The organism is Paraburkholderia caribensis (assembly GCF_002902945.1).
Lineage (GTDB): Bacteria > Pseudomonadota > Gammaproteobacteria > Burkholderiales > Burkholderiaceae > Paraburkholderia > Paraburkholderia caribensis.
This window is the reverse complement of sequence record NZ_CP026104.1, coordinates 306,884-332,277: the sequence shown is the minus strand read 5'-3', so window position 1 is coordinate 332,277 and position 25,394 is coordinate 306,884. Positions and strand designations below refer to the sequence as shown.

Here is a 25,394-nt window from a genome sequence, read left to right as displayed (position 1 = left end):
AGATAAGAACCACATGCCTCAACACGATACCGACGCGCTGTATATCGCGCTCGTAGAAGCACTGGGTGCGGATTGCGTTTCACTGGACGCGGCCGTTGCCGAAGCGCACGCGGGCGACTGGAGCGATGCGCCGCGTATGCGGCCACGAATGACCTTGCTGCCGCGCACGCCGGAAGATGTTGCGGGCGCGTTGCGCGTGGTGGGTAAGCATCAACAGACTGTCGTCGTACAGGGCGGGTTGACGGGACTGGCAGGCGGCGCGACGCCGAAGGCGGGTGAAGTAGCGTTGTCGCTTGCGCGTGTCAATGCGATCGAATCGTTCGACAGGATCGGCGGAACGGTTACCGTGCAGGCCGGTGTACTGCTAGAACAGTTGCAGACCTTCGTCGAGGCGGAAGGCTGGTTCTTTCCGCTCGATCTCGGCGCGCGCGGCACCTGCCAGATCGGAGGCAATGCGGCGACGAACGCGGGCGGCAACCGCGTGATCCGCTTCGGCACGATGCGCGATCTGATTCTCGGGCTCGAAGTCGCGCTGCCCGACGGCACGATGCTGTCGATGATGAACCGCGTCACGAAGAATACGACGGGCATCGATCTCAAGCAGCTTTTTATCGGCTCTGAAGGCACGCTGGGCGTCATTACGCGGATCGTGCTGAAGCTGGAACCGAAGCCTTCGGCGGCGAATACGGCACTGTGCGCGGTCGCATCGTTCGACGATGCAACGCGCCTTCTGAAGTACCTGCGCGGGCGGCTGGCAAATCTCTCTTCGTTCGAACTGATGTGGCAGGACTTCATGAGCGCGGCGATGGATATCGCGCATCTGAAGGCGCCATTCGGCGACGCCTATCCGGTGTATTTGCTGATCGAAACTTTGGGTGAGTCCGATGAGGACGACCGGCGCACGCTCGAACAGACGCTCGAACGTATGCTCGACGACGGCATTGTTCAGGACGTGATCATTGCGCAATCCATCGAACACGCGAAACAGCTATGGGCCTATCGCGAGACGATTGGTGAATTGCTGTCGAAACTCAAGCCTCACGCGGCATTCGATATCGGCATTCCGATGGATCGGATGGATGGTTTTGTCGAAACCGCACGCATGTCTTTGAGCGCACGCTTTCCGCAGCAGACGCATCTGTTCTTCGGTCATCTCGGCGATGGGAATTTGCATCTGCTGTCCGGTCCATACGCGCACGCCGGCGACTTACTGAAAGTCGAAGAACTGATCTATGCAGCCGTCAGTGAAGCGCAAGGTTGCATTTCTGCGGAACATGGCATCGGCGTAATCAAGCAGCCGTTTTTGCATTACAGCCGTTCTTCAACCGAGCTCGACCTCATGCAGAGGCTCAAGACATTGCTGGATCCTGCGGGCATTCTCAACGTGGGACGCGTTACGAAGTGACTTCTGGCAGCCATGCTAATGTCGCGACAACCGGGTTTTCTCAACGTCTCTTGTACCTGAGAAAGAGACGTTAAACCCACTGGCCGTCGAGCGACCGGAAGGGTCGGGTTATGCCTTTTGCATAAGGGGCCGCTCCTGAGGCGATCGCCGCACTCGGGCATGGGGCGGCAGCCGGAAAGCAGCCGGTCGACGAATCGACATGAATTGGCGACAATCGTCATCCATTCACATGGTGAGCGGTCGCGTATGAACTTGGCCAGGACTGTGGTAATTGGAAATTCGGGCTCCGGGAAAAGCTGGTTTTCGGAGCAGCTTGCAATCTCGCTCGGCGGCACCTGGGTCGACCTTGACCTGCTCAACTGGGAGCCAGGCGGCTACAATTTGGCCAGGAAGCGAGAGAAAGTAATCGCAATGGCACGGGTCGCGGCCGCCGAAGAGCGTTGGGTAATTGAAGGCATCTACGGCTGGATCGTTTCAGAGATTCTGCCGGCCGCGTCTGCACTTGTCTGGATAGATGTGGACGAAGCTGAATGTGTCGCGAACATCCGCCAACGTGGAATGCGACGCGGCGCGGATGCGCAGTCGTTCGCAGAATTGCTGGATTGGGCCAAGTCGTAACGCTCTCGTTCAGGATCGAGTTCATATGGCGCGCACGAGGCGATATACGACGCGTTTGAGGGACCAAAGGCACGTCTGAAATCCAGATTCCAGGTTGCTGCCTTCGCTAGCAGCTCCGCCTGAGGATGTCGCCTCAACCGAAGCGAACAGTGGCTCGACCGATGACGGACATTGCGTCGGTGATGCGACGTGTAGCGCTCGAATGCCGGACAGCTCGCGGGATGGTATCGCTAAGACAAGCATAAGTAGATGGTCCTGAACCGCCCCGGGGCGATTCATTCCTGCCTATCGTGACTGGTACCGCTGAGGGTCAACCAGTTCCCATCCCACCGACGTGTCAGGCGCCTTTAGTCAACGGAGGTAAGCGCCCAATTAGATCAGTTGCGATATTTCCCTTAATCGTCTATAAATTGGTTTCCGGGCTATCCGCCTGGTACTCAATTCCCCTTACCCTTGGAGGATGCTATGTCACCGTTAAACGTAATGCCGCGCTGATCACCGCCACCACATCTCAAATCTTCCCATCTCTTCCAGTGCGCCTGCGCCGCTGCGCGCAACTTCTTCGCGCTCCACCTCAAAGCACTTCCCTTCGTGCCGTAGTCAGACCGCCGAACTTGCGCGTGCCAGCGCCGCAAGGCACTCACTAGACGCAAGAAAGCTCGTGCCTATCGCGCAGTAGTCGGAACAGGGCCGTGTGCGTCGACGCTTCACTGCGCTTCTGACTACGACGTTGAATAAGGCTGTGCTGTTTGTGTGACCGCATGGATCGCGGCGGGGTGCGTTCGCGCCCATACCGCTCGATCCGGTTGCACACCATGCTCACAAAAGGGAAGTGTTCACCATGATTCAAACAAATCGGCGCATGGATCGCGCCATTCCGGAGAAGCCGGAACTGGAAGGACTTGAAGCTAAGTGGTCGTCATACTGGGAAGCAAAGCGTACTTATGCTTTCGACCGCACTGCCACACGCGAATCGGTGTTTTCGATCGACACACCTCCGCCGACGGTGTCCGGCTCGTTGCACGTCGGCCACGTGTTCAGCTACACGCATACCGACATCATCGCGCGCTTCCAGCGCATGACCGGCAAGATGGTGTTCTATCCGATGGGATGGGACGACAATGGTCTGCCGACCGAACGCCGCGTGGAGAATTTTTATGGTGTCGTCTGCGACTCTCAGCTCGCCTATCAACCCGACTTTCGTGCACCGGATAAGGTGCCAGCGCAGCGCGCATTCTTCAAAAGGATCAGTCGCCGCAATTTCATTGAGCTATGCCACCAGCTGACCGCCATCGACGAAGCCGCGTTTCGTGAATTGTTCATGCGGCTTGGTCTCTCGGTCGACAGGGATTTCAGCTACACGACAATCGGTACGCGGGCGCAGCGCATCAGTCAGCGCGCGCTTCTGCGCAATTTGCGACGCGGGGAGCTCTATCAGCAGGAAGCACCTTGCTTATGGGACATCACGTTTCAGACGGCTGTGGCTCAGGCGGAACTCGAAGACCGCGAGATCGATGGCGCATGGCACGACCTGCGTTTCATTGATGCGGCGGGTAAAGACGTGATCGTGTCCACCACCAGGCCCGAACTGCTTGCCGCATGCGTCGCGCTTGTCGTGCATCCGGATGACGAGCGGTATTACCCGATCATCGGGACTCGCGTGCACTGCCCGTTGTTCGGGTTCGACGTCCCAGTGATGACCCACGGACTCGCTACCCCCGAAAAGGGTTCGGGAATCGCGATGGTCTGTACGTTCGGCGACCTGACCGACGTGATCTGGTGGCGCGAACTGGCACTGCCGACGCGTAGCATCATCTGCGAGGATGGCCGTCTGCGCGCTGATACGCCCGAATGGATTACCTCCGGCGAAGCCACCCGGGCGTATGCGCAGATTGCGGGCAGGCCGGTGCCCGAAGCGCGTCGAGAGATCGCAAGTCAGCTTGCCTTGGCTGGCTGCTTGATCGGCTCAGCACGCCCGATCCGTCATGCCGTCAAATTCTTCGAGAAGGGCGACAGACCTTTGGAGATCGTCGCAACGCGCCAATGGTATCTGCGTAACGGCGGCCGCGACCCAATGCTGCGCGAGGCGTTGCTCGCGCGTGGAGCCGAACTTCGCTGGCATCCCCCGTTCATGGGTAGCCGCTACGCCAACTGGGTGAGCGGCCTCAATGGCGACTGGCTCATCAGCCGTCAGCGAGTGTTCGGCGTGCCGATTCCACTGTGGTATCCACTGGATGCAGAGTGCCAGCCCGATTACGGTGCACCGATTCAACCCGATGAAGCGACGCTACCCGTTGACCCGCAATCGGAAGTTCCACCCGGCTACCGCGCAGATCAGCGCGACCAACCCGGTGGCTTCATTGGCGAGAGGGACATCATGGATACATGGGCGACAAGTTCACTTACGCCGCAGATTGCCACCGGTTGGGGCGAACCGGATGGATGCTTCGAACTTGTGTATCCCATGGACCTACGTCCGCAGGCACACGACATCATCCGGACATGGCTGTTCTCGACCGTTGTGCGCTCGCATCTGGAGAGCACACGTTTGCCATGGATGCACGCGACGCTGTCCGGTTGGATTCTTGATCCGGACCGCAAGAAGATGTCGAAATCGAAGGGCAACGTGGTAACGCCAGTTGCGTTGCTGGACGCGCACGGCTCGGATGGCGTTCGTTACTGGGCTGCGCTTGGACGCCCGGGCATGGACGCAGCCTTTGACGAAAGGCAGATGCGAAACGGGCGCCGCCTCGCGCTGAAACTTCTGCACGTCTCAAGATTCGTGCTCGGCTTCGACGAGTCCCCAGATTTGCCGGTCACGGAGGCGCTTGATCGGGCAATGATTGCGCGTCTGACCGAGGTCGTGACACAGGCAACCGAGGCGTTGCAGACGTTCGACCACAGCAAGGCGCTCGAATACATCGAGGCATATTTCTGGTGGTTTTGCGATGATTACGTCGAGTTGGTCAAGAACCGCGCACGCGAAGACAATCCGCGGTCCCGATCAGCACATCATGCGCTGGCCTCCGCCCTGTCGGTATTGCAGCGGCTGCTCGCACCGTTCCTTCCGTTCGCCGCCGAAGAGTGCTGGTCATGGTGGCAGTCGGGATCGATACATCGTGCAGCATGGCCCGACGCCGCCTCGCTCCAGGCGCTGGCGGGGAAGAGCGCGAACAGCGAGCTTTGCATCATCATTTCGGACGTGCTCCGCGAAGTCCGCCGGGCGAAGTCAGAGGCAAAAGTGTCGATGAAAGCGGGGGTTTCAATCGTGCGAGTCAGCGATACGGCAACGCGTCTCGCAGCACTGCGGGAAGCGTCAGACGATCTGCGCGACGCTGGACATATTGGCGAGTTGATGATGACCGCCTCGGCGCCGCCTTGCGTCGAAGTGACGCTCTGAGCAGCGTCTTGCGACCGGGTGGCATGATCCGGTCGCAAGACGTGTGCTGGCCACGGAGCCACTCACATCCCGACGAACCAGAGGTTTTGAACGACTGTTTTCGAGAAAATTCTAAGACAGCTCCGGGTCGACTACTGACGAATGCAGGCGAGTCGGCGACCGGCGGCGCCTAAGACTCGGCGTCGGGCCGTGTACGGCCACCATGGGACATTGGGCGACCACGACCAGATTGCTCACATGGCATATAGGTGCGGACAACCGTTAGTTCGCGCCATCGGCCACTATTGCTTTTTGAGCATCAGGTTCAGATTCTGAACCGCGGCGCCGGACGCGCCTTTGCCGAGATTGTCGAAAACCGCGGATAGCAGGACGTGCCCGTGCTCCAAGTTAGGAAATACGCTTAATTGCATGTCGCTCGTACCGTTCAGTAGTTGCGGATCCAGATGCGTTAAAACGCGCGATTCGTGCAAAGGCAGCACGTGTACATGAGCCGCCCCGGCGTAGTGGCGGGCCAGGCATGCGTGGAGCGTGGCGCCCTCCGCGCCGGGGGCTAGCAGCCTCAACGCGAGCGGCACCGTCAATACGATACCCTGGCGGAACGCGCCATACGCCGGAACGAAGATGGGACGCTGCGCAAGCCCAACATGCTGCTGGATTTCCGGGGGGTGCTTGTGCGCGAGCTCCAGGCCATAGACCTGTAATGCCGGCGCGTTGACGGCATCCGCCCCCTCATACGCTTCAACGCCGGCACGCCCGCGTCCGGAGTAGCCGGAAACCGCATGAATGCTGATTGGGTAGCTGGCTGGGACCAGCCCGGCTTGCACCAGGGGACGCAACAGACCAATCGCGCCGGTGGGATAGCATCCGGGATTGGTGACCCGTCGCGCGTTCGCGATGCGCGCGGCTTGGCCCGGTGCCATTTCCGGGAAGCCATATGTCCATTCCGGATGTGTGCGGTAGGCGGAACTTGCGTCGATGACCCTGACGGAGGGATTGACGATTGCGCTCACCGCCTCGCGTGCGGCGGCATCGGGCAAACAGAGGATGGCGATGTCGCAGTCATTGATGGCTTGCGCACGACGCCGTGGGTCTTTGCGTTCCGACGCGGCGAGCGCGAACACGTTGAGGTCAGCCCGGCCGCGCAGCCGTTCGTGGATTTGCAACCCGGTAGTGCCTTGGTCGCCGTCGATGAAAATCAGGGGGGAGCTCATGCGAGAAAAACTCCGATGACTAAATGCGGTAACACGTCGAAGGAGCCCCAATCTTCCATCGATCAGTAGAATAGAGAAAGTTGAATTTCACAACCTTGACATTCAGTTTCGCTGAACCCAATCCGGAATGCGAGAAATCAGCTTGGACCGTCTGCGCACGCTGGTCGCCATTGCCGACCATGGCTCGTTCGCCGAAGCGGCGCGCGCATTGCACCTTGCGCCACCCACCGTCAGTCTCCACATTGCTGAACTGGAACACCGCATTGGGGCACCCCTACTGTCGCGAAAACGCGGACAGATAAGGCCGTCGGCGATCGGAGAGCTACTGGTCGAGCGTGGACGTCGACTGCTGGCCGATGCGGGGCGGGCGCTGGACGATATTCAACGACAGGTGGAGGGCCTCGAAGGCCGCGCCCGGCTCGGTGCGTCTACTGGAGCGATCGCGCACCTGCTGCCGCAGGCGCTCGAGGTGCTGCGCCAGCAGCATCCCGCAATCGACATTCAGATTGCGGTCCTCACTTCGCAGGAAACGCTGTCCCGATTGACGGACGGAACGGTGGACATCGGGCTGGTTGCACTGCCTCAGCCGGCGGTGGCCGGACTGGTGATAAAGCCCTGGCGCCGCGACCCCGTGATGGCGTTCGTGCCGGCGCATTGGAAAAGCCCGGCCCGCGTCACGCCGGAATGGCTAGCCGCCCAGCCTCTGATTCTCAATGACGCGACCACGCGCCTCTCGCGTCAGACTGCGGAGTGGTTCGCGGCCGGCGGACACCATCCCGCCCCACGCATTCAACTCAACTACAACGACGCGATCAAGAGTCTGGTCGCGGCGGGTTACGGCGCGGCGCTGCTGCCCCACGAGGCCACCACGCCATTGCCGGACAAGCGCATCGTCATGCGTCCGCTGCGCCCGGCGTTATGGCGTAGGCTCGGCATCGCACATCGTGCGGGGTATGTTGAACGCTCCACCCAACACGTACTGGACGTCCTGTGGAGTCTGCGATTGGTGTAGTCGTTGACAGTCGCGGCTTCGGCTCGTTCTCGCTCGGACGGTAAGCTCATCTCACACCACCGCAAGTGAATGACCGCTTTGAAGAAATTTGATTGACCGAAGTGGGGACTTCTGTCGGATGCAGTCGGGCCGACGGCAGCATCTGTGGTCGGCTCACCGTCGGACCGTATGCGGCCAATTTCAGACAGTCAGCGATGCTCCGGAGTTGACACCCCAACGGCCGTTGTATTCCAGATTCCCGACAACTGCACGCTACCTTTGTGTGTGGTCGGCTTACCGTAGTATGTTCCCATGTCCCCTACATCCGATCGTGAAAGCGCCTACGCGTCGCTGCTCCCCAAGGCTTCTGTCAGGGCCTGCGTTCTGAGCTGCTCGCCGCGTCGGTCGTTGCTCACCAGCGGAAGCGACGCATAGGCGTCGCCATCCGGGCCTGAGACATCGGTTTTAGCGTCCAGCGGTCAACGGCGCCTTAGGACAACGAAGAGCGAAAGCGTCGGGCCATGGGTGAGATGCAGCCGAGCCGGTATCCCCGAGTTGAATGCTCATCTTCTTGCAGCCCAAGGAGAGTTGCGCATCAGAGCGCTGAAGTCTCTACGGACGAAGTGGGGATCCTCATAGGCCATTACATCCGCCAAGCCGGTGCCCTGAGTGGTTTCAGGCCGATGTTTGAGGCTGTCGTAAAGGGTACGCATGAAGACTTCGGCAAAGTCTTGCGGGTGAGGGTATGCCATCTCAATGGCGTCTCGCTGCTCGGCGGTGAAATCGTCGTAGCCGACGCCAACCAGATCCATGTTCGCTCCCTGAGCAACGAGTGCTGCCAGCGGTGAAACCTGAGCAGGGATACCGTTCGTTGTATGCAGCGCAATCGCAAGCCAGACTTGCTCGCTCGCGGCTTCCGACACGCCGTGGCTTCGCAGGAATTGGCGAGCGGCGTTCGCACCATCGACCTCGTATCGCAGATGGCTCTGAGCGTAATTCTCAGTCAAGCCATAATCATGGAACATTGCCGCGACGTACAAAAGTTCCGGGTCGTAGGGAAGGCCATTTCGTTGCGCAGTTAAGGCTGCCCAACAATAAACCCGCGTCGAATGCTCGAAAAGGAACTCCCCCTCCGAATCACGTATGTATCGGGCAGCGTCGCGTGCCAATTTGCTGTCAGGGATTGCTATGTTGGGCGTTCTATCGGCCGTGTCCGAACTTTGATGGTGCGGCGCAGGCGCTCGTCCAGCGGCACGCAAGCTCGACGTTTGAACGAAACCGAGCACCAAAATTAGAAGCACGCCGCAAGCCATACTCACAAAGCGAGCGATCTTCATAGTCCAATTCCTTTTCAACATGCAGACTTCTGCCGCCGTCCCGTCCGGCGAGAGATAGCTATGACATTTCCCCACAACTATTCGACTTCCGCCAAGACCATTGCGGATGACCGTCGAGTGGACAGCACACGCGTTGATGCATGGGATCCTGACAACTACAAGGTCATCGTGAGTGGTCGTTCACCGTGCTGAAGGTCGACTGGAGTCGATGCTCATTCCCATCGTTGAACGCATCGGCGATTTGTTCCTTGGGGATCCCCTTCAGGAACGCGGAGCACTTCCACCAGCATGCGCTGGTCTTCGGTGAACTCGCTTTATGCACGTCCGAGCACTTCAACCTCGACGCCTCTGGTCAACCAGTTGAACGACTGTGATTATTTTTAGACATGCAATCGCGCCGCGCCTATCCAAAGCGGCTGCATTATTACGTAACAGAATCGTGCGTGCTTATGTCGAAGTCCAGGCGCTTTCGGTGTGAAAGCCCGGAATGTCTTTACGTTTCCATCACGGCCTGCGGCGTGTTCCGGAAGCTGATTGCCATACGGTTATACGTGTTCATTAGACTGATGGCGATGGTCAGGTCAACCAGTTCGCGTTCATTGAACACGGCGCGGACAACCTCGTAGGCCGCGTCCGGCACGCCGGTCTGCGCCACCAGCGTGACCGATTCGGCCCACGCGAGTGCGGCGCGCTCGCGGAGGTCGAAGAGATCGCCCCCTTCGCGCCATGCCTGCACCAAGGCCAGTTTTTCGATCTTTACACCTTTTTTCAGCAGGTCGCGTGTATGCATGTCCAGGCAATAGGCGCAGTTGTTGATCTGCGAGACGCGCAGGTAGACCAGGTCGACGAGAACCGGCGACAGGTCGCTCTGCATGACGTAGCCGTAGACGCCGCCAAGGGCTTTGACGCCCGCAGGCGCAATCTGAGCGTAGTCGAGACGCTTGCTCATGAGGTGACTCCTTAACGTGGTGGATTACTTGATGGGGGTGGTCAGCACTTTGTCGTTGGCGTCCGCGACGAACACGGCGAGTAGCTTTGCAGGCTCTGTTTCGCTCGCGTTGCGGCTTATGCGGTGAACGGCGCCGGGCTCCTCGAAGAAGCTTTCGCCAGCATGGTAGACACGCTTCGGACCGTCATCGACCTGTGACTCGATCTCGCCCGATACGACATAGGCATATATGAAGGCCGAGTTCGCATGCCGGTGCGCTGAAGACGCGGCACCCGGTGCGTAATCGACGACGACGGCGGTCAACGACTTGCCCGGAATGTTGGGAATGGCATGCTGAAAGTTTGGTGTGACCGTTTCAGCCGCACCGTGCGCCGCGGCGGGCACGGCGATGGCGAAGGCCATGGCTGTGCAGGCGGCTCTTGCGATGGTTTGAATGTTCATGGATGTCGGGCTCCTTTGTGCTTTCGCATTGTCGTGTGGCATGCGGGCACGCAAAAGCACCAGGAATGAACATTTTTGCTGTACCAAGAAGCGATGGCAAAGTAGGTGTCGTTGGTCCGTCAGTGGCGCCCGCGAGCGAGTTCCAGCAGGCGGGAACAGTTGGCCGGCAGCGTTTTTTCATTCAGATTCGTCACGCCGAGCAGCAGCCCCTGCTGCCCCGGATCGCCTGTGTACCAAGGAGAGAGAGGAACTGGGGCCAGCCCGAAAGCTCGCGCCCGCAAAGCGACGTCGACATCCGATACGGATTGGGAAAGCGCGGCCACGACGGTCATGCCGGCGGCGGCCTGCACTCTGAGCGATTCCGAGGCCTGCTCCTTGAGACAACGAACGAGAGCTTCCTGCCGCGCAGCGTAGAGACGTTTCATTCGCCGCAGATGGCGAAGATAGTGTCCCTCGTGCATGAACTCGGTCACGGCGTGCTGCACGGCTGCGGCCGGGGCAGGCGAAAGGCACGCCGCGACGTCGCCGAAGTGCCGCGCCATGCCCGTCGGGACAACGAGGAACCCTAGGCGCAGTGCCGGGCTGATCGTCTTGCTGAAGGTCCCGATGTGCAGCACCCGTCCATCCTGATCTAGCGAGGCCAGTGCCGGTGCGGCCCGTCCTTTCAGCTGCAACTCGCCGAGGTAATCGTCTTCAACGATCCAGGCTTCGTGTTGTCTGGCCCAGCCGAGTAGTGATATCCGTCGAGCGAGAGACATCGTCATCCCAAGCGGGGCCTGCTGGCCCGGTGTCACCACCGCGAGGACCGCTTTGGGTGCGATCCGGATGCCTGCGTCGATATCGAGCCCATCCGCGTCCACCGGCACGCCTGCCACGGTCATTCCCGCCAGCTCAAGCGCCGTACGCGTGAGCGGAAAGCCGGGGTCTTCCATCCAGGCTTGTCTACCCTCCACGCGCAGGGCACGAATCGCGAGATTGAGCGCGCCGGAGAAACCTGCCGTGACGAAGACCTGGGACGGACTGCATCGAAGTCCGCGTGAGACACCAAGATACGCCGCGATCTCCTGTCGCAAGTCCGGTTCGCCGCGTGGATCGGGGTAGCCTACAGCAGCCGCTGCCGCCCGGCGCGCCGCGCGCGCCTGAATGCGTGACCAGAGCTTGAACGGAAAGGCGTCCTGGGAGGGCACACCCATTTGAAACGCCAAAGGCGCTGCGTTGAAGTCGTAGAAGAGATCGGGCAGCGGCGGCGTCTCGGGAGACCATCCGGTCGTCGTTGGCGACGGCCGCTCGGTTACCCGGGTGCCGGCCGCACCCAGGCCGATCGCGAACTGCTCGTCGATCAGACGTTCATAGGCGGCCCGCACGGTGCCCCGGGCCACGCCGAGCTGGGCGGCCAGATCCGACCAGGAGGGCAGCCGCGCGCCGGCGGCAAGCTGGCCCGACTCGATCGCATCTCGAATCGAGCCGTAAATTTGCGCTGATAGAGAGATGCGTCCGGCGCGATCGAGGCCGATAGAAAGCTTTGTCATGGACGCGATAGTACATTCGGATTGTTCGATCTTGGGTCTTTTGCATGACTCAAGGGAAGCGTAACTTTCCCGGAGTAGCGCCGCCAGACAATGCCATGCGGGATCAGCGGACCACGCGGCACGGTCCGGAAGTCAGGCGTGTCGCGGAAACCGCACGCTATCTCCAGCTTGAGGAACCCAATGAAGCACGATAAAACAACGCCGGCGAACGACATGCCCGGCGTCGTCATTCCCGACAGCCAGCTCGCGCGGGAGGTCGCGCAACTCATTCGCGACACCGAGAGCGAACTGCTGTTCAATCACTCGACGCGCGTCTACCTATGGGGTGCACTGCTGGGAAAACGGAACGGCGTCTCCTTCGACCCGGAACTGCTCTACGTTGCGTCTATGTTCCACGATATCGGTTTGACGTCGGCCTATCGCGAAAGCGAACTGCGTTTCGAGGTAGACGGCGCCAACGCCGCGCGCGATTTTCTGCGCAGCCATCATGTTGACGAGGCTGACATAGCGAAACTGTGGACCGCTGTCGCGCTCCATACGACGCCGGGCATTCCCGAGCACATGCACGGTGAAATCGCGCTGGTGCAAGCCGGAGCGGGGATGGACGTAGCGGGACGAGGCTTCGATGACTTTACTGAGGAACAGCGCGCGGCGGTGATTGCAGGCTTTCCGCGCGGCGCTAATTTCGCCGACAGGATGATCGATGCCTTCTACGACGGCATGAAGCATCGCCCGGGCACTACATTCGGCACCTTCAATGACGACTTTCTGGCGTACAAGGACCTAGGCTTCGAGCGTGTGAACTTGTGCAGCATCATCTTGAATTCCCGTTGGGGCTAACGTCCTTGCGGACGATACAGCCCAGCTCTCTTATGCCTTTCAGGATTTTCCGATGTTCAAACGTACATTCTTGGTAACGGGCGCCAGCAAGGGTATCGGGCGGGCGTTGTCGAACCGGCTCGCCGCCGACGGCCACCAGGTCGTCGGTCTCGCACGCGGCGCCGACGATTCAAGTTTTCCCGGCACACTGGTTTCAGTCGATCTGACGGATCGAAATGCGACCGCGCGTGCGCTCGCGGGGCTGGCCGAGCGCTACGCCTTCGATGGCGTCGTCAATAACGCGGGGTTTGTCCGGCTCGCCGGCGTTGAAGCGATCGATCTCGACGATCTCGAAGCGTCCTTCCGTCATAACCTCACTTCTGCCGTGCAGACAGTACAAGCCCTGCTGCCCGGCATGCGGAATCGAGGGTGGGGGCGAATCGTCAATCTCTCCAGCCTTGTCGTTCTTGGCGTGGCCAACCGCACGGCCTACGCTGCGGCGAAAGCCGCGATGATGAGCTTTACGCGCACGTGGGCGCTCGAGCTTGCGCAGACGGGCATCACTGTCAACTCCGTCGCGCCTGGGCCCACCGAAACCGAACTGTTCCGGCAGAACACGCCCATGGGCAGCGAAGCGGAGCAGCGGTTTCTTTCGCTCGTACCGATGAAGCGGTTTGGCAAGCCTGAGGAATTGGCCGCGGCTTTAGCATTCTTTCTGTCCGACGATGCGGGCTTTATCACTGGACAAACGTTATTCGTTGACGGTGGCGCGTCGGTGGGAAAGGCGGCGTTCTGATCGCCCACCTATCATCGTGCTCGAAGTAGGCGGGGCGCATTACCGCGCTTCGCTGATACGCCCGAAACGACTTCGCGACAGCCGCTAGCGCGTTAGTGGCAAGAACAACTTTCTCTCCGGTTCGTCAACCGCTCTCGGCACAATGACGAACTTCTACGCCGCTCCAGCAATGGGGTGGCTCTTCTATATCCCCAGCGAACGACTGTTGCACTCCATCAAGGGACGCCCATGGTAGTAGTGCTGACTGGCCGAAGCGGGTCCAGAGTGTGTGGAAACTCCATTTCTACAGCTAAGCGGGTGATTGCCGGTCAGGTTGATCGAGGTTGATACGACGAGTTTGCACGAATCGAACATCACGAGCCCAACAAAGCCCCTCGGGGCTTTAGCTTCCGGCCATCTTCATGGCCTTCAACGTCCCCGCAATGCCAAGTATGTTCATGACCCGCTTCAGGTTGTAGGTCAACACCTGAAGGCTCATCTCCGTACTCACTCGCCTGAGCGTCCTGGTCAGGAAGTGTGCAGGACCCATCCAGTGCTTCAGCGTACCGAAGACATGCTCGACGGTACTTCGGCGGATGGTCATTGCGTCGGGTTTCCGGTCAAGCCGGCGCTGCATGGCTTCCAATGTGTTCTCGTGTTCCCAGCGTCGGATGCGGCGATAGTCGCTGGGTGAACATCGCTCCTTCATAGGACAACGCGGGCAGGCACTTGGCCAATAAACCCGCAGATTCATGTCATGCTCAACGGTCGTAAATCGATGAATGGCTCGCTCGCCCGCAGGGCATCGATACACGTCGCTTTTTGCCACGTAGACGAAGTCGGCCTTGGTGAAGAGGCCTTTCTTCCGGGATGCAGAGGTGAGTGGCTTGGGAACATACGCACTGATGTCGTTCAGATCGCATGCACGTATCTCTGACCCGCTGAAGTAACCCCGATCAGCCACCACCTTCAGCTTCGATCTGCCCATCGCGTCCTTCGCAGCTATCGCCATTCTGCTCAGTTGTCCGTGATCGTTTCCGACATTGGTTACCTCGTGCTCAACGATCAGATGATGTTTCGTGTCTACGGCTGCCTGAACGTTGTAGCCCACTATGCCGGAGCCTTTTCCGCTTGTTGCCATGGAGCGTGCATCGGGATCCGTCATCGACAGCTGTTTGTCCGGTTGCTTCTCTAATTGCTTCCTGATCTGTGCGAGCTCACGCATTTGCTGACGCAAGCGGGCGATCTTCTCGTATAGGCGAACGGTCTTCACATCGAAACCTGTTGGACTGGTCCGGTCTGCGGTTGCAATCAGGTCGAGATACCGCTGCACGCTTTCTTCGATCTTCTGCTGACGCTTGCCGATCTTGCTAGCCGTGTAGTTCCTGTCGCGGCTGTTTGACGCCTTGAACTTGCTACCATCAATGGCCACCATGTCACTGGACAGCAGCTTCATCCAATTCGGATATCCGAGGTCTTGTCCGCCCACGCTCAACGTCCGGTTTTCGGCGAGCAGATCGCAGATGGCCTTGCCTCTACGCGGCCATGAAGGGACATTCGACCGAATGACCTGAATCGGTGACAATTTGCAGCTTGGGTTGCCAATGCAGGCACGTCTCCGCGGTCGTTCAAACCTTCTCGCATATCTGTTATGCCACTACCGCTTGTCTTCTTGCCCGCAATGCCGTGTGATGGGCGCATGTATGCCCATCAGCTTGAGGGTTTGGCCGATCTCGTCTCACCGTCTGTATCGGTGCTGTCCGGTTCAACGTTCGCGGAAAGCGCCCAGAGCCTTCTTGCCTCAATCGATGGCCCCTTTGTGCTTGCGGGCACGGCCTACGGTGGTTGCCTTGCCATGGAAGTGTTGGGGTCCGCACCTGAGCGTCTACGGGGGCTCTGGCTGATGAATTGTCACCCGGGAGTACACCCATTTCCGGATGCAGTCCGGTCAACCAGTTGGAGAATTCGGGCTGGCGAGCATGAAGCCGTCATCGCGGAATTCGCGGAGAACGCTATCCCCTCTGGGGATGCTGATGCAAAGGCAGCGTTTATTCAGATGGCTCGCGAGACCGGGGCGGATGTGTTCGCACGGCAGTCCGACGCAACGCTAACCCGCTCGGACCGATGGTCGACACTTGCCGCGAGCACGGTTCCAACGCTGCTCATATGGGGAAACTCCGATCGCTTCGTCCCTGCCGAAGTTGGCCGTCGAATTGCCGCGTCAATGCCACAGGCCCAGTTTGAGCCACTGGAGGGATGCGGACATTTCCCAACGCTGGAGCGGCCATCTGAGTGCACAGACATAGCCAGGCGCTGGCTTACAACGAAAGTTATCGGCGGTACGGATTAGTGCCCGGCGGCACGACGAGCGGTCCGAAGCACCGGTCAGGCGCTGATCGGCCATTACCAGCCGTTCATCTGCTTCGCCGGCCGGACGTTCGGAAGTCAGCTTTACTCCATAACCGGCCATCGGCTTGCGAATAAGAATTAGGGTGAGCCACGCGAAGGCGATAAACGCGACCACTTAATATCCGACTCCGCGCACGCCACCTGCGGCCCGGATCGATTCACACGTTACCCAGTGCGAAGCCTGGGAGGCTAGGAAAACCGCGACCGGTGCAATGTCTTCGGGCTCACCGAACCGCCCGAGCGGTGTACCGGTGAGTAGCTTCACGCCGAATTCGCCAGCAAAATTTCCAGCCGTAAGAGGTGTGTTCGTATGTCCCGGCAAGATAGAGTTGCAGAAGCTTTCTATACGACAGAAAGAACCGCTGGGTCTCCGGAGCGCCAGACGTTGTCGACGGTGTTCCGCGTGATGACCCAGATGTCGCCGCTTCTTGCCAGCTCGACGTCGTAGCGGTTCTTCATCAGATAATGCCGGGTGGGATCGTCACGCGGAACGTGCTGCGCTTCCACGAGTGCGTCCATGCGCGCGTTATCGCCATCGATCGTGACGCGCGGGTTCGCAACGGAGTGCGTGGTATCCAGCGTTGCGAGAGACATCGTCAGGGCCGCGACGATAACGTCTCTGCCCTCGATGACCGGATATTCGAATCCGGCTTTAGTGGCGGCCGGGCGAAAATCCGACACGGCGCTTTCTGCGAGAGAGGACGATAGAAGACTTTCGTCGCGCAGATCGATGCCGGCGGTAAAACGATAGAGAGCATCGACGACTGCAAGCTTGTCTGCAGCCTCGTTGGTCAGCGATGGTGACATGGTCATGGTGTTTGTCTCTGGTTGCTCCGGAGGCTTCGACGTGAAGCCGTCCCCGGCATCGGCGCACCTGCACGTGTGAACTGTGCTGTACGACGGTTATACGAGATCCGCATCGATGCGCTCGATGAGGCCGTTGGAGTTGGTCGTGATCTTGAGCCAGCCGGTTTCGTGACCAAAGTCGCCGGTGAAATCGAGGCGAACGAGCGCTTCGGAGTTGCCCCGCTGGTCGATCGACAGAAGCTTGCTGGCGGTTTGATAACCAACGAAGAACTGTTCGAGGTAAAGGCGAATTCCTTCGGTGCCGACGAAGGCGTCGCCAACCGAAACGTCGTCGATGACGGCATCGGACGTGAAGAGGGCCAGCGCACCTTCGATATCGAAGGCATTCGTGGCGAGGATGAATGTATCGACGAGCTTCTGCATGGGCTGGTCCTTACAGGTCGATGATGATGGTGTCGGCGATTGATTCGGCGAAGCCGTTGCCGAAGAGCATCGCAGGCGTCTGGAAACCCGGACCGGCCTCGCCGGCCAGAACGCGCCGGCCTGCCTCGGCGGCAGCGATAGCGGTGAACGTGTAGCCGTTGACCGTATCGGGGATCGATCGGACGACCTCGCCATCGGAAGTGACGACCTCGACGACGGCCCGATACCGGTTGGCCAATCGTTCCTGCTCGTCCGGTCCGTCTGGAAGTGTCGAAAGATCGCCTTGCGGAAAGCCATCGCCCGTTACGTGCACGAAAGTCTCAATCTCCGGAATCTTCGTCGATCGCCAGATGGTGATCAGATCGGGAAGCGTCACCTGAAAGCAGTCGACCGCATCGCTGCCGAAGTCGAGCTTGCGGATGACGCCAGTCGACCGGGCAACGAGTTCCCCGGCGGCCCGCGCAAGAGTGCCGACGGTTACGCTGCTCATGGCGCTGACGGCCGAGCCGCGCGACAGGCCACCTGACACATGCATGGCCACCCGGATGGCTACGGGATTCTTCGTTCTCGCAACGGCGTGCCCGGCGAGGCAGCCGAGCATGGCGACGCTGCCTCCGCTGCCCGGCAGGAGCATGACGCTGGCAGCCCTGGCGTCGACGTCGAGCACTTCGGCCCGACGGCAACCGTCGAGTTCGGCTGCGACATCGAGATAGTGGATGCCATGGCGGATGCTGGCTTTCATCAGGGCATCGGCGGTGCTCGCGAACGGACCCGCGCAGTTCAGAAGGACGCCAACGTCGCCGAGCGACCGATCGATCAAGGCGCTGTCGTCCAGTGCAAAGACCCGGTACTCGACACCGAGGCTAGCCGCGAGCGATACGAGTGCCGCCTCCGTACGTCCTGCGAGGATTAGCGGTGTGCCCGCTGCCGAAGCGCATTCAGCGGCCATGCGGCCGGTGTATCCCGTCGCGCCGTAAATCATGAGCTTCTTCATGTCAGTGCTGCCATTCCTTGTAGACGAATTCGAGGCTGTAGCCGTCGGGGTCGCGAACCTGAGCCGCGTAGTAGCGAGGGTCGTAGTGAAGCTGCGGGCCGGGCGGATGGATTACGGCGGCGCCCGCAGCCATCGCTGCCGCGAAGGCCGCATCGACTTCACTCCTGCCGTTGGCGATGAAGCCGACATGGGCGGCACGGCCTTCGACCGTCCCTTCACGCAGCCAGAAGAACACGCGGCCGTTCGCGCCGAAGCCCTTGAGATCAGGGTGGCCGGCAGGGCCTTGCCGGCCGTCATAATCGATCGCATGGGCGATGCCGAGCGGTGCCAGCGCCTTCTCGTAGAAGGCAATCGAGCGGTCGATAGCGCTCACGGATAGGAAAACATGGTCGAGCATGGCGCTCTCTCCTCGATCAGATGATGTAGCCGCCTGCTACTTCGATGTTCTGCGCGTTGATCCAGCGATTCTCGTCGGACAGCAGGCTGGCGATGACCCCGCCTACGTCGTCCGGCTCACCGACGCGGCCCAGCGCGGTCTGACCCGCAAGCATGGCCTCGAATTCGTCGCTCAGTCCGCCGCCCAGCTCCGTGCGGATCGCGCCCGGAGCGATGGAGTTCGCCCTGATCCGGCGCTCACCGAATTCCTTGGCCATGTAGCGCGTCAGGACCTGCAGGCCGCCTTTGAAGGCGGCATACGGCGCCACGCCGGCGGTGGCGACGCGGCTGGTCGCGCTGGTGACGTTGACGACGTGACCGCCGTCTTCGATCAGCGGCAGGAGAGCCTGGGTCAGGAAGAACGGCCCCTTGAGATGAACGTCGAACAGGCTGTCGAACTGCTCCTCGGTGACATCGGGAATCGGCGCATAGAGCCCATACCCGGCGTTGTTGACGAGGAAGTCGAAAGTCTCCCGGCTCCAGATGGCTTTTAGTTGCGTGGCAACCGCCTTGCGGAATTCTGGAAACGAGCGGCTATTGCCGACATCGAGCTTGAGGGCGGCGGCCTTCCCGCCAATCGCGGCGATGGCCCTCACCGCGTCTTCCGCTTTCTCCCGGTTGCGGTTGTAAGTGACGATCACGCCGATGCCGCGCTTCGCGCATTCGACTGCGGTACTGGCCCCGAGGCCGCGGCTGCCTCCCGTCACGATGGCAATTTTCATGCGTCTCTCCGGTTTGTTTCAGATGTGAAGAGACTACGGGTATGAGTCATCGCACACTCACCCGATACTCCTTGAAACTTGCCTATTTCTGCTTTTACATTGCATGCTCCGACGGCCTCTGTTAGCGTCGGACGATGGAAAAACAACTGCAGGAACTCAGAGCATTGGCCGCGAGGGCAGAGAACAGGCGCACGGAAACGGGCATTCCGCGTGTTGCCATGGTCCAGGGTGAAATCCCGGAGCATCAACTCGCCGCCGTCTACGATCCCATGGTCAACCTGATCCTGACCGGGTCCAAAACGATGACGGTCGGCGACCGGACCTTTCGTTATGACCCGGCGACTTACTTCGTCATGTCGGTCGACCTGCCGGCCGTTGGATCGGTCCACCCGGCCGCGACCGGCGAACCGTATCTGGCGGTCAGCCTGACGCTCGACTCCGCTATCGTCGCCGCGCTCATCCGCGATTTGCCGGTGCAGGTCTGCAGCACACTTTTCGGTTCGGGGTTTTCGGTTGCGCCGGTCAACGAGGAACTTCTCGATGCCTGGATTCGAATGCTCCGGCTGATGGAGCGGCCGGACGAGATCGCGGTGCTCGCTCCCGCCTACGAGCGGGAGATTCTGTTCCGGGTGCTTCAGGGACCGCTTGGATGGATGCTGCGGGATATTGCATCGCCGGATACGGCGCTAGCGCGGATCGGTGTCGCAATCGACTGGATACGACGCAACTTTACCGAACAGATCAGAGTGGAGTCACTGGCCGACATGGCAGCGTTGAGCGTGTCGGCGTTTCATCGCCATTTCAAGGCGGTGACGGCGCTGAGCCCGTTGCAGTACCAGAAGCGTATCCGGTTGCTGCACGCGCGGTCGCAACTGATCTCGGGGCAGGGAAGCGCAACGTCGATCGCATTTGGCGTCGGGTACGAAAGTCCAAACCAGTTCAGCCGGGAATATGCTCGCCTGTTCGGTCTGCCGCCCTCAAAAGACCTTGCGAAAGCCACACAGGAAATCAGGCGCGCGTAAAAAACGCGCCGAAAGCGTTCATCAGGCGGTGTTCGTCAGAGCGTTGGATAATTGGACCCACTCTTGACTGCACCTGAGACATTGATAGTGTCTTCGGCATGGTTCCCGCACGAGTCCGCCCATTGCTTGCTGATCGACTCAAGCGGCGCGCCTTGATCCGAAAATCCCTGAGTCAGGCGGCCCTCATCACCAACTCAGTGTCTGGTTGCACTCTCGAAGCAGTCATTGAGGGGGGAGAATTCCGAAGGTCGGCTCAGGGTCGACATGAGGCATCCACTGACGAGTCGCTAACACCATGGTGACCCGGTCGACCTGGCGGGAAGCGAGCATCCGTCCGTCGGCACGCTCGCGCCTGAGTTCGCTACTCTGCTTACGTGGAAAGGACGCCACCGCCGATCATTGACCGCCGGCAGGCGAGCGCGGCGCAATGACATGCGTACTGCGCCCGGATCTCGTCGCTGATTTCGCCATCAATGACAAGGCCATAGTCGATAAACAGCTCCTCGCCGGGATTGATCGCAGTGAGCGCGTGAATGAACACGCGATCGCCCACCTCGATGGCCTCGCAGTTGGCTTCGCACGCGTGATTCAGAAACCGTGCGCTGTTGCCGCCCCGGCTGCCGTCAATGACGCGTCCGTTTGAGAGGCCGAAAACAAACGTGTGCCCCGGCCTCCCACCGCTGACGCGCGGCCGCACGTCGCCAGCTGGTGATTTCTCCCTTGTGTTCAATGAGGCGCTCGCCTGCCTCGATAGGTTGGAGGGCGAACAGCCCTGTGCCGTGCACGGGCGAATGTCGCGCCGAGATGCGTCGGGCTCGGCGCATGGTGTCGTTTCCTCTGGTAGGCGCCCGGGCCAGAAGGGCACCGGTGCAGCCGGATCATACAGCGGCACCGGCCATGTTGGTCAAAGCAATGCGCAACTAACTGTCTGGCACGAATCGGCCTCGAACCCAGCTCCGCCAAGACCCCAGCGAGCAGGGAAGGGCCATCGCTCCCGCCCGTCGGCAGGAACTCATCGACGCAGTCGCTGCCAGCACGGGCGAAAGCAAAGCCAGCACAGGCGAAGGCGAAGGCGAAGCCCTTGACGCGATTCTCGAGGCGGTTACATCCGCCGTCACACGTGGCGAGGCCGTGCAACTGATCGCCTTCGGATCGTTTTCGACGGGCGCCCGTTCGGAGCGCACCGGACGCAATCCCTCGACGGGCGAGACGATCACCATCCCGGCGGCCAAGACCGTCAAGTTTACGGCCGGCAACTCGTTCAAGGACGCCGTCAACGCCGCGTAGTGTGACGCCGCGCGCGGCAGCGGAGGAAAGCACGAAGGGCGCGGCCTCCTGCGCGACGCGATGCGCGGGGTACTGACGATTCTGTGGCTGTGAGTGTCGACGGGGTAGCGGATTGCACCTGCCGGCTTCAGGGCCGTGCGAAGTCCTCCGGCGTCAGTTCGAGCGTCGTGGCTGGATGGGCCAGCAGCCTGCGTTCGGCGATGGCGCGGATGCGCCGGTAGCCGTCGCTGAACGTTTTCAGCATCCGCGCCTCGGTGGCCCGTGGCTCGAGCCAGAACCAGGCCTCGAGCGCAGCGGTCGTGACGACGCATTCGACAGGACGTCCCTGGTGCACAAGGGTGAACGCTACACCGCGGCGATTCGCGGTGACCTGCGGTTCAGATTCGATCGTTTCCATGGCTGAAGAGACTGCGTTGTTCAGATATGTCATCCGAATTCTGGCATACGCGCTGTGACTTGCGGATTGCGCCGAAGGCCTTCCGGCCGGGACCTCGATCACGGTTCAACTGACCGTCCATCGGTCACCAGTCGATGCGGTGTTTCTCGTCGGTTTCCTGATGCCGGCGATCTTCGTCGACGTGCAGGTAGATGCTCGTCGTCGTCAGCGAGGCATGCCCGAAGTTGTCGCGCACGTGCCGCAGATCCACCTGACGGTCGGCCATGTGCGAGCCGGCCGTGTGCCTCAGCCAGTGTGCCGACGCCTTTTCCAGCAGGTCAGCGCGAGCAGCGTGTTCGAGGCCACGATCGCGTAGCCGCCCGGCGGCGCGAGCAAACACCTCCTTGACGATCGTGTGCACGGCCGCCCGCGTCAGCGGCCGGGTCGGTGCCGTATGGTTGCCGTCTGAGGTCCGTCCGCCTGCGCCTCTCGCCGCCTTCTTCGCACTCCCGTCCGCCGTGCTGCCGATTGGCAGCAGCAACGGCGTCGCTTCGTGGGGCGAGGGCAGCGCCGTCATCCCCAGCGACTGCCGGTAGCGCGACAGTTCGCTCATCAGTTCACGGGTCGCGGGAACCAGCCGTTCCTTGTCACCCTTGCCGTGCACAGTCAGCCACCAGCGCATCGCGCCGTCGGCATCGCGTCGCACGAAAAACTGCCCCATCGTGTTGCCGCTCACTTCGGCGATGCGCAGCCCGCCCAGATACAGCAGCGTAAAGAGCCACCGCGCGCGGTGGTAGCGCGCACGCTCACGTGCGGTGTCCTGCGGCATCGAGGCGATCGCGTCCTTGACCTCCTGCCACAGGGCCGGCTCCAGATAGCGGGTGATGCGTGGCGCCACCTTGCGCGTGCGCTGGCGCGACAGCGCGAGCGGGCTCCCGGCGAGGTACCCCGCCTGCACCAGCCACGAAAACAGCACATTCAGGATCACCATCGCCTGGCGGATGCTGGCGGGGGACAGCGGGCCGTGAAACGGACGCCAGCGCGCATCGCCCCTCGCATGCTTGCGGCCGCCGCCCGCGCCGGCGTTGGCGATCCACGTGGCGGCGGGCTGCGGATCGGCGAGGAAGCGCTGGTAGCGCAGGCAGTCCTCGTGCGTGAGCGAGGAGAGCGGTTTGCCCAGGTGCACCAGCGACCACAGCAGCAGCCGTTCGGCCTCTTTCCGGTAGCTGTCGAAGGTCGTGTGCCTGTCGGTGAAACGAGCGAGCCATGCGCGGATCGCATCCAGATCGTTCGCGGCGGCGATCTGCGCCACACCGCCAGTGGCGCGGTTGGTGCCCGCGCGGCCGTCGAGCGTGGCCGGAATCACGAGCCGTTCGAGCGGGGCGGGGTGCGCCAGGACGAGGTCGTTTGCGGGTGGTGTAGACATGGAAGGTGAGCCTTTCCGGGAAAGGTGAGTGTTTGCGGGAGCCAGCTAGGCGTTGATCCGTCCCTTATAAATGGTGCAACGGGCTGCCGGACAATTATGTCGTTATTTTCGACATTATGGGGTTAATGTCAAATTAGTGCGCTTTGATGTTATATATTTATCGTATTACGTTGTATTATTGGTGGAGAAAACCATCTGTCTGCACCCATGAGCGACGTTCTCCCCGATGACACCCGCCTCGCGGCCGAGATCGACCGGCTGAAGGCCGACTTCCCGAAAACGCGCGAGCTGTACCGCGAGGTCTGCGCGCTGCTGTTCTTCCGCTTCGGCCAGACGCCGACGGCGAATCGCCTCTATCAGCTGGTGAAGCGCGGCAGCATGGGCACGCCGGCGGCCGTGCTCGGTGAGTTCTGGGCGGAACTGCGCGAGAAGAGCCGCGTGCGCATCGAGCACCCGGACATGCCGGCTGATCTCGGTGCCGCAGCCGGCGAGCTCGTCGCGACGCTGTGGACGCGGGCGACGGCGTCGGCGCAGGCGGAGCTGGCTGCGTTGCGGGCGGAAGTGGAAGCACAGCGCGCCGAGTCCGACCAGCGCGTCACGGCCGCGCGCGCTGAACTGGAACGCACGGAAACGGCGCTCGAGCAGCGCACGACCGCGCTGCTGGCCGCCCAGGTCGAGGTCCGGGAACTGGAAAAGGCGCAGGCGGAGGGGCACGCGGCGCGGCAGGCGCTCGACGCCGAGATCAGCCGGCTGAAGGCCGAAGCGGCGGCGCGCGATCGGGAACTTGAGAACGTAAGAGAGGGGTTTTCGCGGGACCTGGAGAAGCTACGCGGAACAGCGGAGCGGGCCGAGGAACGTCTGCGCGCCACGGAAAAGCACGCGCTGCTCGAGATCGACCGCGAACGTGGCGCCTCCGTGAAGCTGCAGAAGGAAGTCGACGAGGCCACAAAGCGGGCCGACCGGCGCGAGTCCGAACTTCGCCGCGCGGCCGAGGCACTGCAGGTGCAGCTCGGTGACGTTCGCCATCGCGCGGGGGTGCTGGAGGGGCGGCTCGAAGCCGCTGAGACGGCGAACGCAACGCTACAGCAACAGCTGGCGGCACGGCGCGAGGCCGATACCCGTGAGGCGCGACCCGTTCGCGCCGAGTCACCCACAGCAAGGCCGCCTTCGCTCCGTGCGATACGAAAACCAGCGCCGTCGCGCAAGATAGCAGCCGCCACCGCGCCATCCAGCACTTCCGCGGCACGGCGCAAAAAACGGGGCCAGATATAATGGAAGATAGCGGGCGCTCCCCCGCAGAGAATGGATCGGGCGAGCACGAGTGGGTATTGAGATTGTCTCCGCAGCGCGGAGACAATCAAGGCCGACCGCCAGTCGAACCTATGCCTCGCTAATATATCGGGGGACGCGAGGGGATTCTCTCCTGGATGGTTTTAACGCGGCAAACACACCTGAATCTGAAAGCATGAGCGAACTTACGGTCGAGATGTCGTGCGTTAGAGAGGCGCCGCGCTTTGCTGTTTTGGATCTTCGCTGTCGGTTGCTTTTTATCTCGGACAGGGAATTATGACGTGGCTACCCGTGCCGTAAGGTTGGTGGTGGGGGCTCGGCCCGATTTTTTGAGGGCCGGAATGGCTGATGATGGGGCTGACGATGGGACTGACAAGGGAGGCAAACGGTGGCATGCCCGTTCGGGCGATAGGCTACCTGTGTAACGACCGGACGTCATCCATCATCGGCCCGCGGATCAGCAGGAAGGCGTTGCAGCCTCCTGAAACGCAACGGGCCCGCCGAAAGGCGGGCCCGTCAGAAGGGTTGGGGAACAGAAAATGTAGCGGGACACCGCCCAGACCCACACCCCTGACCCCTTAATAATCGTGCCGTCAATGCAACTCAAACGGACTTGCTGAATTACGACGTACTATAGGTGGCTAAAGTTCCCCGGTCAACAAAAAACCGCTGCAAAATGTCACCCGGATAACGCATCAAAAACTGCGCACCATAAAAACGCATCAAAA

The 25,394-nt window shown here is 61.0% G+C and carries 23 protein-coding genes and 2 pseudogenes; 10 read left to right on the top strand and 15 right to left on the bottom strand.

The window, feature by feature from the left end:
• The first annotated feature begins 13 nt into the window (after positions 1-13).
• The 3 genes from C2L66_RS40045 to valS all read left to right on the top strand — a co-directional run bounded on the left by C2L66_RS40045 (position 14) and on the right by valS (position 5,423).
• Positions 14-1,405 carry an FAD-binding oxidoreductase gene (locus C2L66_RS40045; RefSeq protein ID WP_060611186.1) on the top strand — a complete coding sequence of 464 codons (1,392 nt, stop codon included), beginning with the start codon at positions 14-16 and terminating at the stop codon, positions 1,403-1,405.
• 246 nt (positions 1,406-1,651) lie between these two features.
• On the top strand, positions 1,652-2,023 hold the full coding sequence (locus tag C2L66_RS40040) for a P-loop NTPase family protein (protein ID WP_233445131.1): 372 nt from the start codon (positions 1,652-1,654) through the stop codon (positions 2,021-2,023).
• Positions 2,024-2,864: 841 nt separating this feature from the next.
• On the top strand, positions 2,865-5,423 hold the full coding sequence (gene valS / locus C2L66_RS40035; protein WP_060611184.1) for a valine--tRNA ligase: 2,559 nt from the start codon (positions 2,865-2,867) through the stop codon (positions 5,421-5,423).
• 281 nt (positions 5,424-5,704) lie between these two features.
• On the opposite strand, the gene argC is transcribed toward valS, so the two are convergent.
• Entirely contained in the window at positions 5,705-6,634 is a 930-nt protein-coding gene (argC, locus tag C2L66_RS40030; RefSeq protein ID WP_060611182.1) for an N-acetyl-gamma-glutamyl-phosphate reductase, read from the bottom strand.
• 127 nt (positions 6,635-6,761) lie between these two features.
• Between argC and C2L66_RS40025 the strand changes: the two genes are divergently transcribed.
• A complete protein-coding gene (locus C2L66_RS40025; protein WP_060611177.1) occupies positions 6,762-7,646 on the top strand; it encodes a LysR family transcriptional regulator in 885 nt (294 codons plus the stop codon).
• A 542-nt stretch (positions 7,647-8,188) separates the two neighbouring features.
• Here the strand turns inward: C2L66_RS40025 and C2L66_RS40020 are convergent.
• The 4 genes from C2L66_RS40020 to pdxR form a co-directional block, all read right to left on the bottom strand.
• Positions 8,189-8,962, bottom strand: coding sequence for an HD domain-containing protein (locus C2L66_RS40020; RefSeq protein ID WP_082670626.1), 774 nt, complete (start codon positions 8,960-8,962; stop codon positions 8,189-8,191).
• 493 nt (positions 8,963-9,455) lie between these two features.
• Positions 9,456-9,911: a carboxymuconolactone decarboxylase family protein gene (locus C2L66_RS40015; RefSeq protein ID WP_060611175.1), complete on the bottom strand. Its 456-nt coding sequence runs from the start codon at positions 9,909-9,911 to the stop codon at positions 9,456-9,458.
• Between the two features lie 24 nt (positions 9,912-9,935).
• Entirely contained in the window at positions 9,936-10,352 is a 417-nt protein-coding gene (locus C2L66_RS40010; RefSeq protein ID WP_060611173.1) for a cupin domain-containing protein, read from the bottom strand.
• Positions 10,353-10,471: 119 nt separating this feature from the next.
• Entirely contained in the window at positions 10,472-11,881 is a 1,410-nt protein-coding gene (gene pdxR, locus C2L66_RS40005; RefSeq protein ID WP_060611170.1) for a MocR-like pyridoxine biosynthesis transcription factor PdxR, read from the bottom strand.
• 180 nt (positions 11,882-12,061) lie between these two features.
• Between pdxR and C2L66_RS40000 the strand changes: the two genes are divergently transcribed.
• Positions 12,062-12,721, top strand: a complete 660-nt coding sequence (locus tag C2L66_RS40000; protein ID WP_082670606.1) for an HD domain-containing protein — start codon at positions 12,062-12,064, stop codon at positions 12,719-12,721.
• 52 nt (positions 12,722-12,773) lie between these two features.
• Positions 12,774-13,496: an SDR family oxidoreductase gene (locus C2L66_RS39995; protein ID WP_060611168.1), complete on the top strand. Its 723-nt coding sequence runs from the start codon at positions 12,774-12,776 to the stop codon at positions 13,494-13,496.
• Positions 13,497-13,878: 382 nt separating this feature from the next.
• Here the strand turns inward: C2L66_RS39995 and C2L66_RS39990 are convergent.
• Positions 13,879-14,931, bottom strand: a pseudogene (locus tag C2L66_RS39990) (IS1182 family transposase); the annotation flags it as partial.
• A gap of 195 nt (positions 14,932-15,126) precedes the next feature.
• Between C2L66_RS39990 and C2L66_RS39985 the strand changes: the two are divergent.
• Entirely contained in the window at positions 15,127-15,825 is a 699-nt protein-coding gene (locus C2L66_RS39985; protein ID WP_060611167.1) for an alpha/beta fold hydrolase, read from the top strand.
• A 174-nt stretch (positions 15,826-15,999) separates the two neighbouring features.
• On the opposite strand, the gene C2L66_RS39980 is transcribed toward C2L66_RS39985, so the two are convergent.
• The 6 genes from C2L66_RS39980 to C2L66_RS39955 form a co-directional block, all read right to left on the bottom strand.
• Positions 16,000-16,206 (bottom strand): SDR family oxidoreductase, encoded by a 207-nt coding sequence (locus C2L66_RS39980; RefSeq protein ID WP_233445129.1) that lies wholly within the window; start codon positions 16,204-16,206, stop codon positions 16,000-16,002.
• 20 nt (positions 16,207-16,226) lie between these two features.
• Complete coding sequence (locus tag C2L66_RS39975; RefSeq protein WP_098021745.1) at positions 16,227-16,697, bottom strand: nuclear transport factor 2 family protein; 471 nt, start codon at positions 16,695-16,697, stop codon at positions 16,227-16,229.
• A gap of 90 nt (positions 16,698-16,787) precedes the next feature.
• Complete coding sequence (locus C2L66_RS39970; protein WP_060611165.1) at positions 16,788-17,114, bottom strand: nuclear transport factor 2 family protein; 327 nt, start codon at positions 17,112-17,114, stop codon at positions 16,788-16,790.
• A 10-nt stretch (positions 17,115-17,124) separates the two neighbouring features.
• Positions 17,125-18,108 carry a saccharopine dehydrogenase family protein gene (locus C2L66_RS39965; protein WP_060611163.1) on the bottom strand — a complete coding sequence of 328 codons (984 nt, stop codon included), beginning with the start codon at positions 18,106-18,108 and terminating at the stop codon, positions 17,125-17,127.
• A 1-nt stretch (position 18,109) separates the two neighbouring features.
• Complete coding sequence (locus C2L66_RS39960) at positions 18,110-18,505, bottom strand: VOC family protein (protein WP_060611160.1); 396 nt, start codon at positions 18,503-18,505, stop codon at positions 18,110-18,112.
• 16 nt (positions 18,506-18,521) lie between these two features.
• The gene (locus C2L66_RS39955) at positions 18,522-19,265 is read right to left on the bottom strand and encodes an SDR family NAD(P)-dependent oxidoreductase (RefSeq protein WP_060611158.1); all 744 of its coding nucleotides are present in this window, start codon (positions 19,263-19,265) and stop codon (positions 18,522-18,524) included.
• Between the two features lie 134 nt (positions 19,266-19,399).
• Here C2L66_RS39955 and C2L66_RS39950 point away from each other — a divergent pair, with 134 nt between their 5' ends.
• A complete protein-coding gene (locus C2L66_RS39950) occupies positions 19,400-20,287 on the top strand; it encodes an AraC family transcriptional regulator (RefSeq protein WP_060611156.1) in 888 nt (295 codons plus the stop codon).
• Positions 20,288-20,657: 370 nt separating this feature from the next.
• Here C2L66_RS39950 and C2L66_RS39945 read toward each other — a convergent pair.
• Positions 20,658-21,111 (bottom strand): annotated as a pseudogene (locus C2L66_RS39945) (SET domain-containing protein).
• Positions 21,112-21,274: 163 nt separating this feature from the next.
• Between C2L66_RS39945 and C2L66_RS39940 the strand changes: the two are divergent.
• A complete protein-coding gene (locus C2L66_RS39940; protein WP_060611154.1) occupies positions 21,275-21,574 on the top strand; it encodes an HU family DNA-binding protein in 300 nt (99 codons plus the stop codon).
• 127 nt (positions 21,575-21,701) lie between these two features.
• Here the strand turns inward: C2L66_RS39940 and C2L66_RS39935 are convergent, their stop codons facing one another.
• Positions 21,702-21,971 carry a DUF1488 family protein gene (locus C2L66_RS39935; RefSeq protein WP_060611151.1) on the bottom strand — a complete coding sequence of 90 codons (270 nt, stop codon included), beginning with the start codon at positions 21,969-21,971 and terminating at the stop codon, positions 21,702-21,704.
• A 124-nt stretch (positions 21,972-22,095) separates the two neighbouring features.
• Positions 22,096-23,376, bottom strand: coding sequence for a tyrosine-type recombinase/integrase (locus C2L66_RS39930; RefSeq protein ID WP_060611149.1), 1,281 nt, complete (start codon positions 23,374-23,376; stop codon positions 22,096-22,098).
• Positions 23,377-23,583: 207 nt separating this feature from the next.
• Here C2L66_RS39930 and C2L66_RS39925 point away from each other — a divergent pair, with 207 nt between their 5' ends.
• On the top strand, positions 23,584-24,648 hold the full coding sequence (locus C2L66_RS39925) for a DNA-binding protein (RefSeq protein WP_060611148.1): 1,065 nt from the start codon (positions 23,584-23,586) through the stop codon (positions 24,646-24,648).
• Positions 24,649-25,394: the final 746 nt, after the last annotated feature.

Excerpts from the sequence above, each read along its gene's own strand:
- C2L66_RS40045 (WP_060611186.1), top strand. The coding sequence starts at position 14 with ATGCCTCAACACGATACCGACGCGCTGTATATCGCGCTCGTAGAAGCA.
- C2L66_RS40040 (WP_233445131.1), top strand. The coding sequence starts at position 1,652 with ATGAACTTGGCCAGGACTGTGGTAATTGGAAATTCGGGCTCCGGGAAA.
- valS (WP_060611184.1), top strand. The coding sequence starts at position 2,865 with ATGATTCAAACAAATCGGCGCATGGATCGCGCCATTCCGGAGAAGCCG.
- argC (WP_060611182.1), bottom strand. The coding sequence starts at position 6,634 with ATGAGCTCCCCCCTGATTTTCATCGACGGCGACCAAGGCACTACCGGG.
- C2L66_RS40025 (WP_060611177.1), top strand. The coding sequence starts at position 6,762 with ATGCGAGAAATCAGCTTGGACCGTCTGCGCACGCTGGTCGCCATTGCC.
- C2L66_RS40020 (WP_082670626.1), bottom strand. The coding sequence starts at position 8,962 with ATGAAGATCGCTCGCTTTGTGAGTATGGCTTGCGGCGTGCTTCTAATT.
- C2L66_RS40015 (WP_060611175.1), bottom strand. The coding sequence starts at position 9,911 with ATGAGCAAGCGTCTCGACTACGCTCAGATTGCGCCTGCGGGCGTCAAA.
- C2L66_RS40010 (WP_060611173.1), bottom strand. The coding sequence starts at position 10,352 with ATGAACATTCAAACCATCGCAAGAGCCGCCTGCACAGCCATGGCCTTC.
- pdxR (WP_060611170.1), bottom strand. The coding sequence starts at position 11,881 with ATGACAAAGCTTTCTATCGGCCTCGATCGCGCCGGACGCATCTCTCTA.
- C2L66_RS40000 (WP_082670606.1), top strand. The coding sequence starts at position 12,062 with ATGAAGCACGATAAAACAACGCCGGCGAACGACATGCCCGGCGTCGTC.
- C2L66_RS39995 (WP_060611168.1), top strand. The coding sequence starts at position 12,774 with ATGTTCAAACGTACATTCTTGGTAACGGGCGCCAGCAAGGGTATCGGG.
- C2L66_RS39985 (WP_060611167.1), top strand. The coding sequence starts at position 15,127 with ATGCCACTACCGCTTGTCTTCTTGCCCGCAATGCCGTGTGATGGGCGC.
- C2L66_RS39975 (WP_098021745.1), bottom strand. The coding sequence starts at position 16,697 with ATGACCATGTCACCATCGCTGACCAACGAGGCTGCAGACAAGCTTGCA.
- C2L66_RS39970 (WP_060611165.1), bottom strand. The coding sequence starts at position 17,114 with ATGCAGAAGCTCGTCGATACATTCATCCTCGCCACGAATGCCTTCGAT.
- C2L66_RS39965 (WP_060611163.1), bottom strand. The coding sequence starts at position 18,108 with ATGAAGAAGCTCATGATTTACGGCGCGACGGGATACACCGGCCGCATG.
- C2L66_RS39960 (WP_060611160.1), bottom strand. The coding sequence starts at position 18,505 with ATGCTCGACCATGTTTTCCTATCCGTGAGCGCTATCGACCGCTCGATT.
- C2L66_RS39955 (WP_060611158.1), bottom strand. The coding sequence starts at position 19,265 with ATGAAAATTGCCATCGTGACGGGAGGCAGCCGCGGCCTCGGGGCCAGT.
- C2L66_RS39950 (WP_060611156.1), top strand. The coding sequence starts at position 19,400 with ATGGAAAAACAACTGCAGGAACTCAGAGCATTGGCCGCGAGGGCAGAG.
- C2L66_RS39935 (WP_060611151.1), bottom strand. The coding sequence starts at position 21,971 with ATGGAAACGATCGAATCTGAACCGCAGGTCACCGCGAATCGCCGCGGT.
- C2L66_RS39930 (WP_060611149.1), bottom strand. The coding sequence starts at position 23,376 with ATGTCTACACCACCCGCAAACGACCTCGTCCTGGCGCACCCCGCCCCG.
- C2L66_RS39925 (WP_060611148.1), top strand. The coding sequence starts at position 23,584 with ATGAGCGACGTTCTCCCCGATGACACCCGCCTCGCGGCCGAGATCGAC.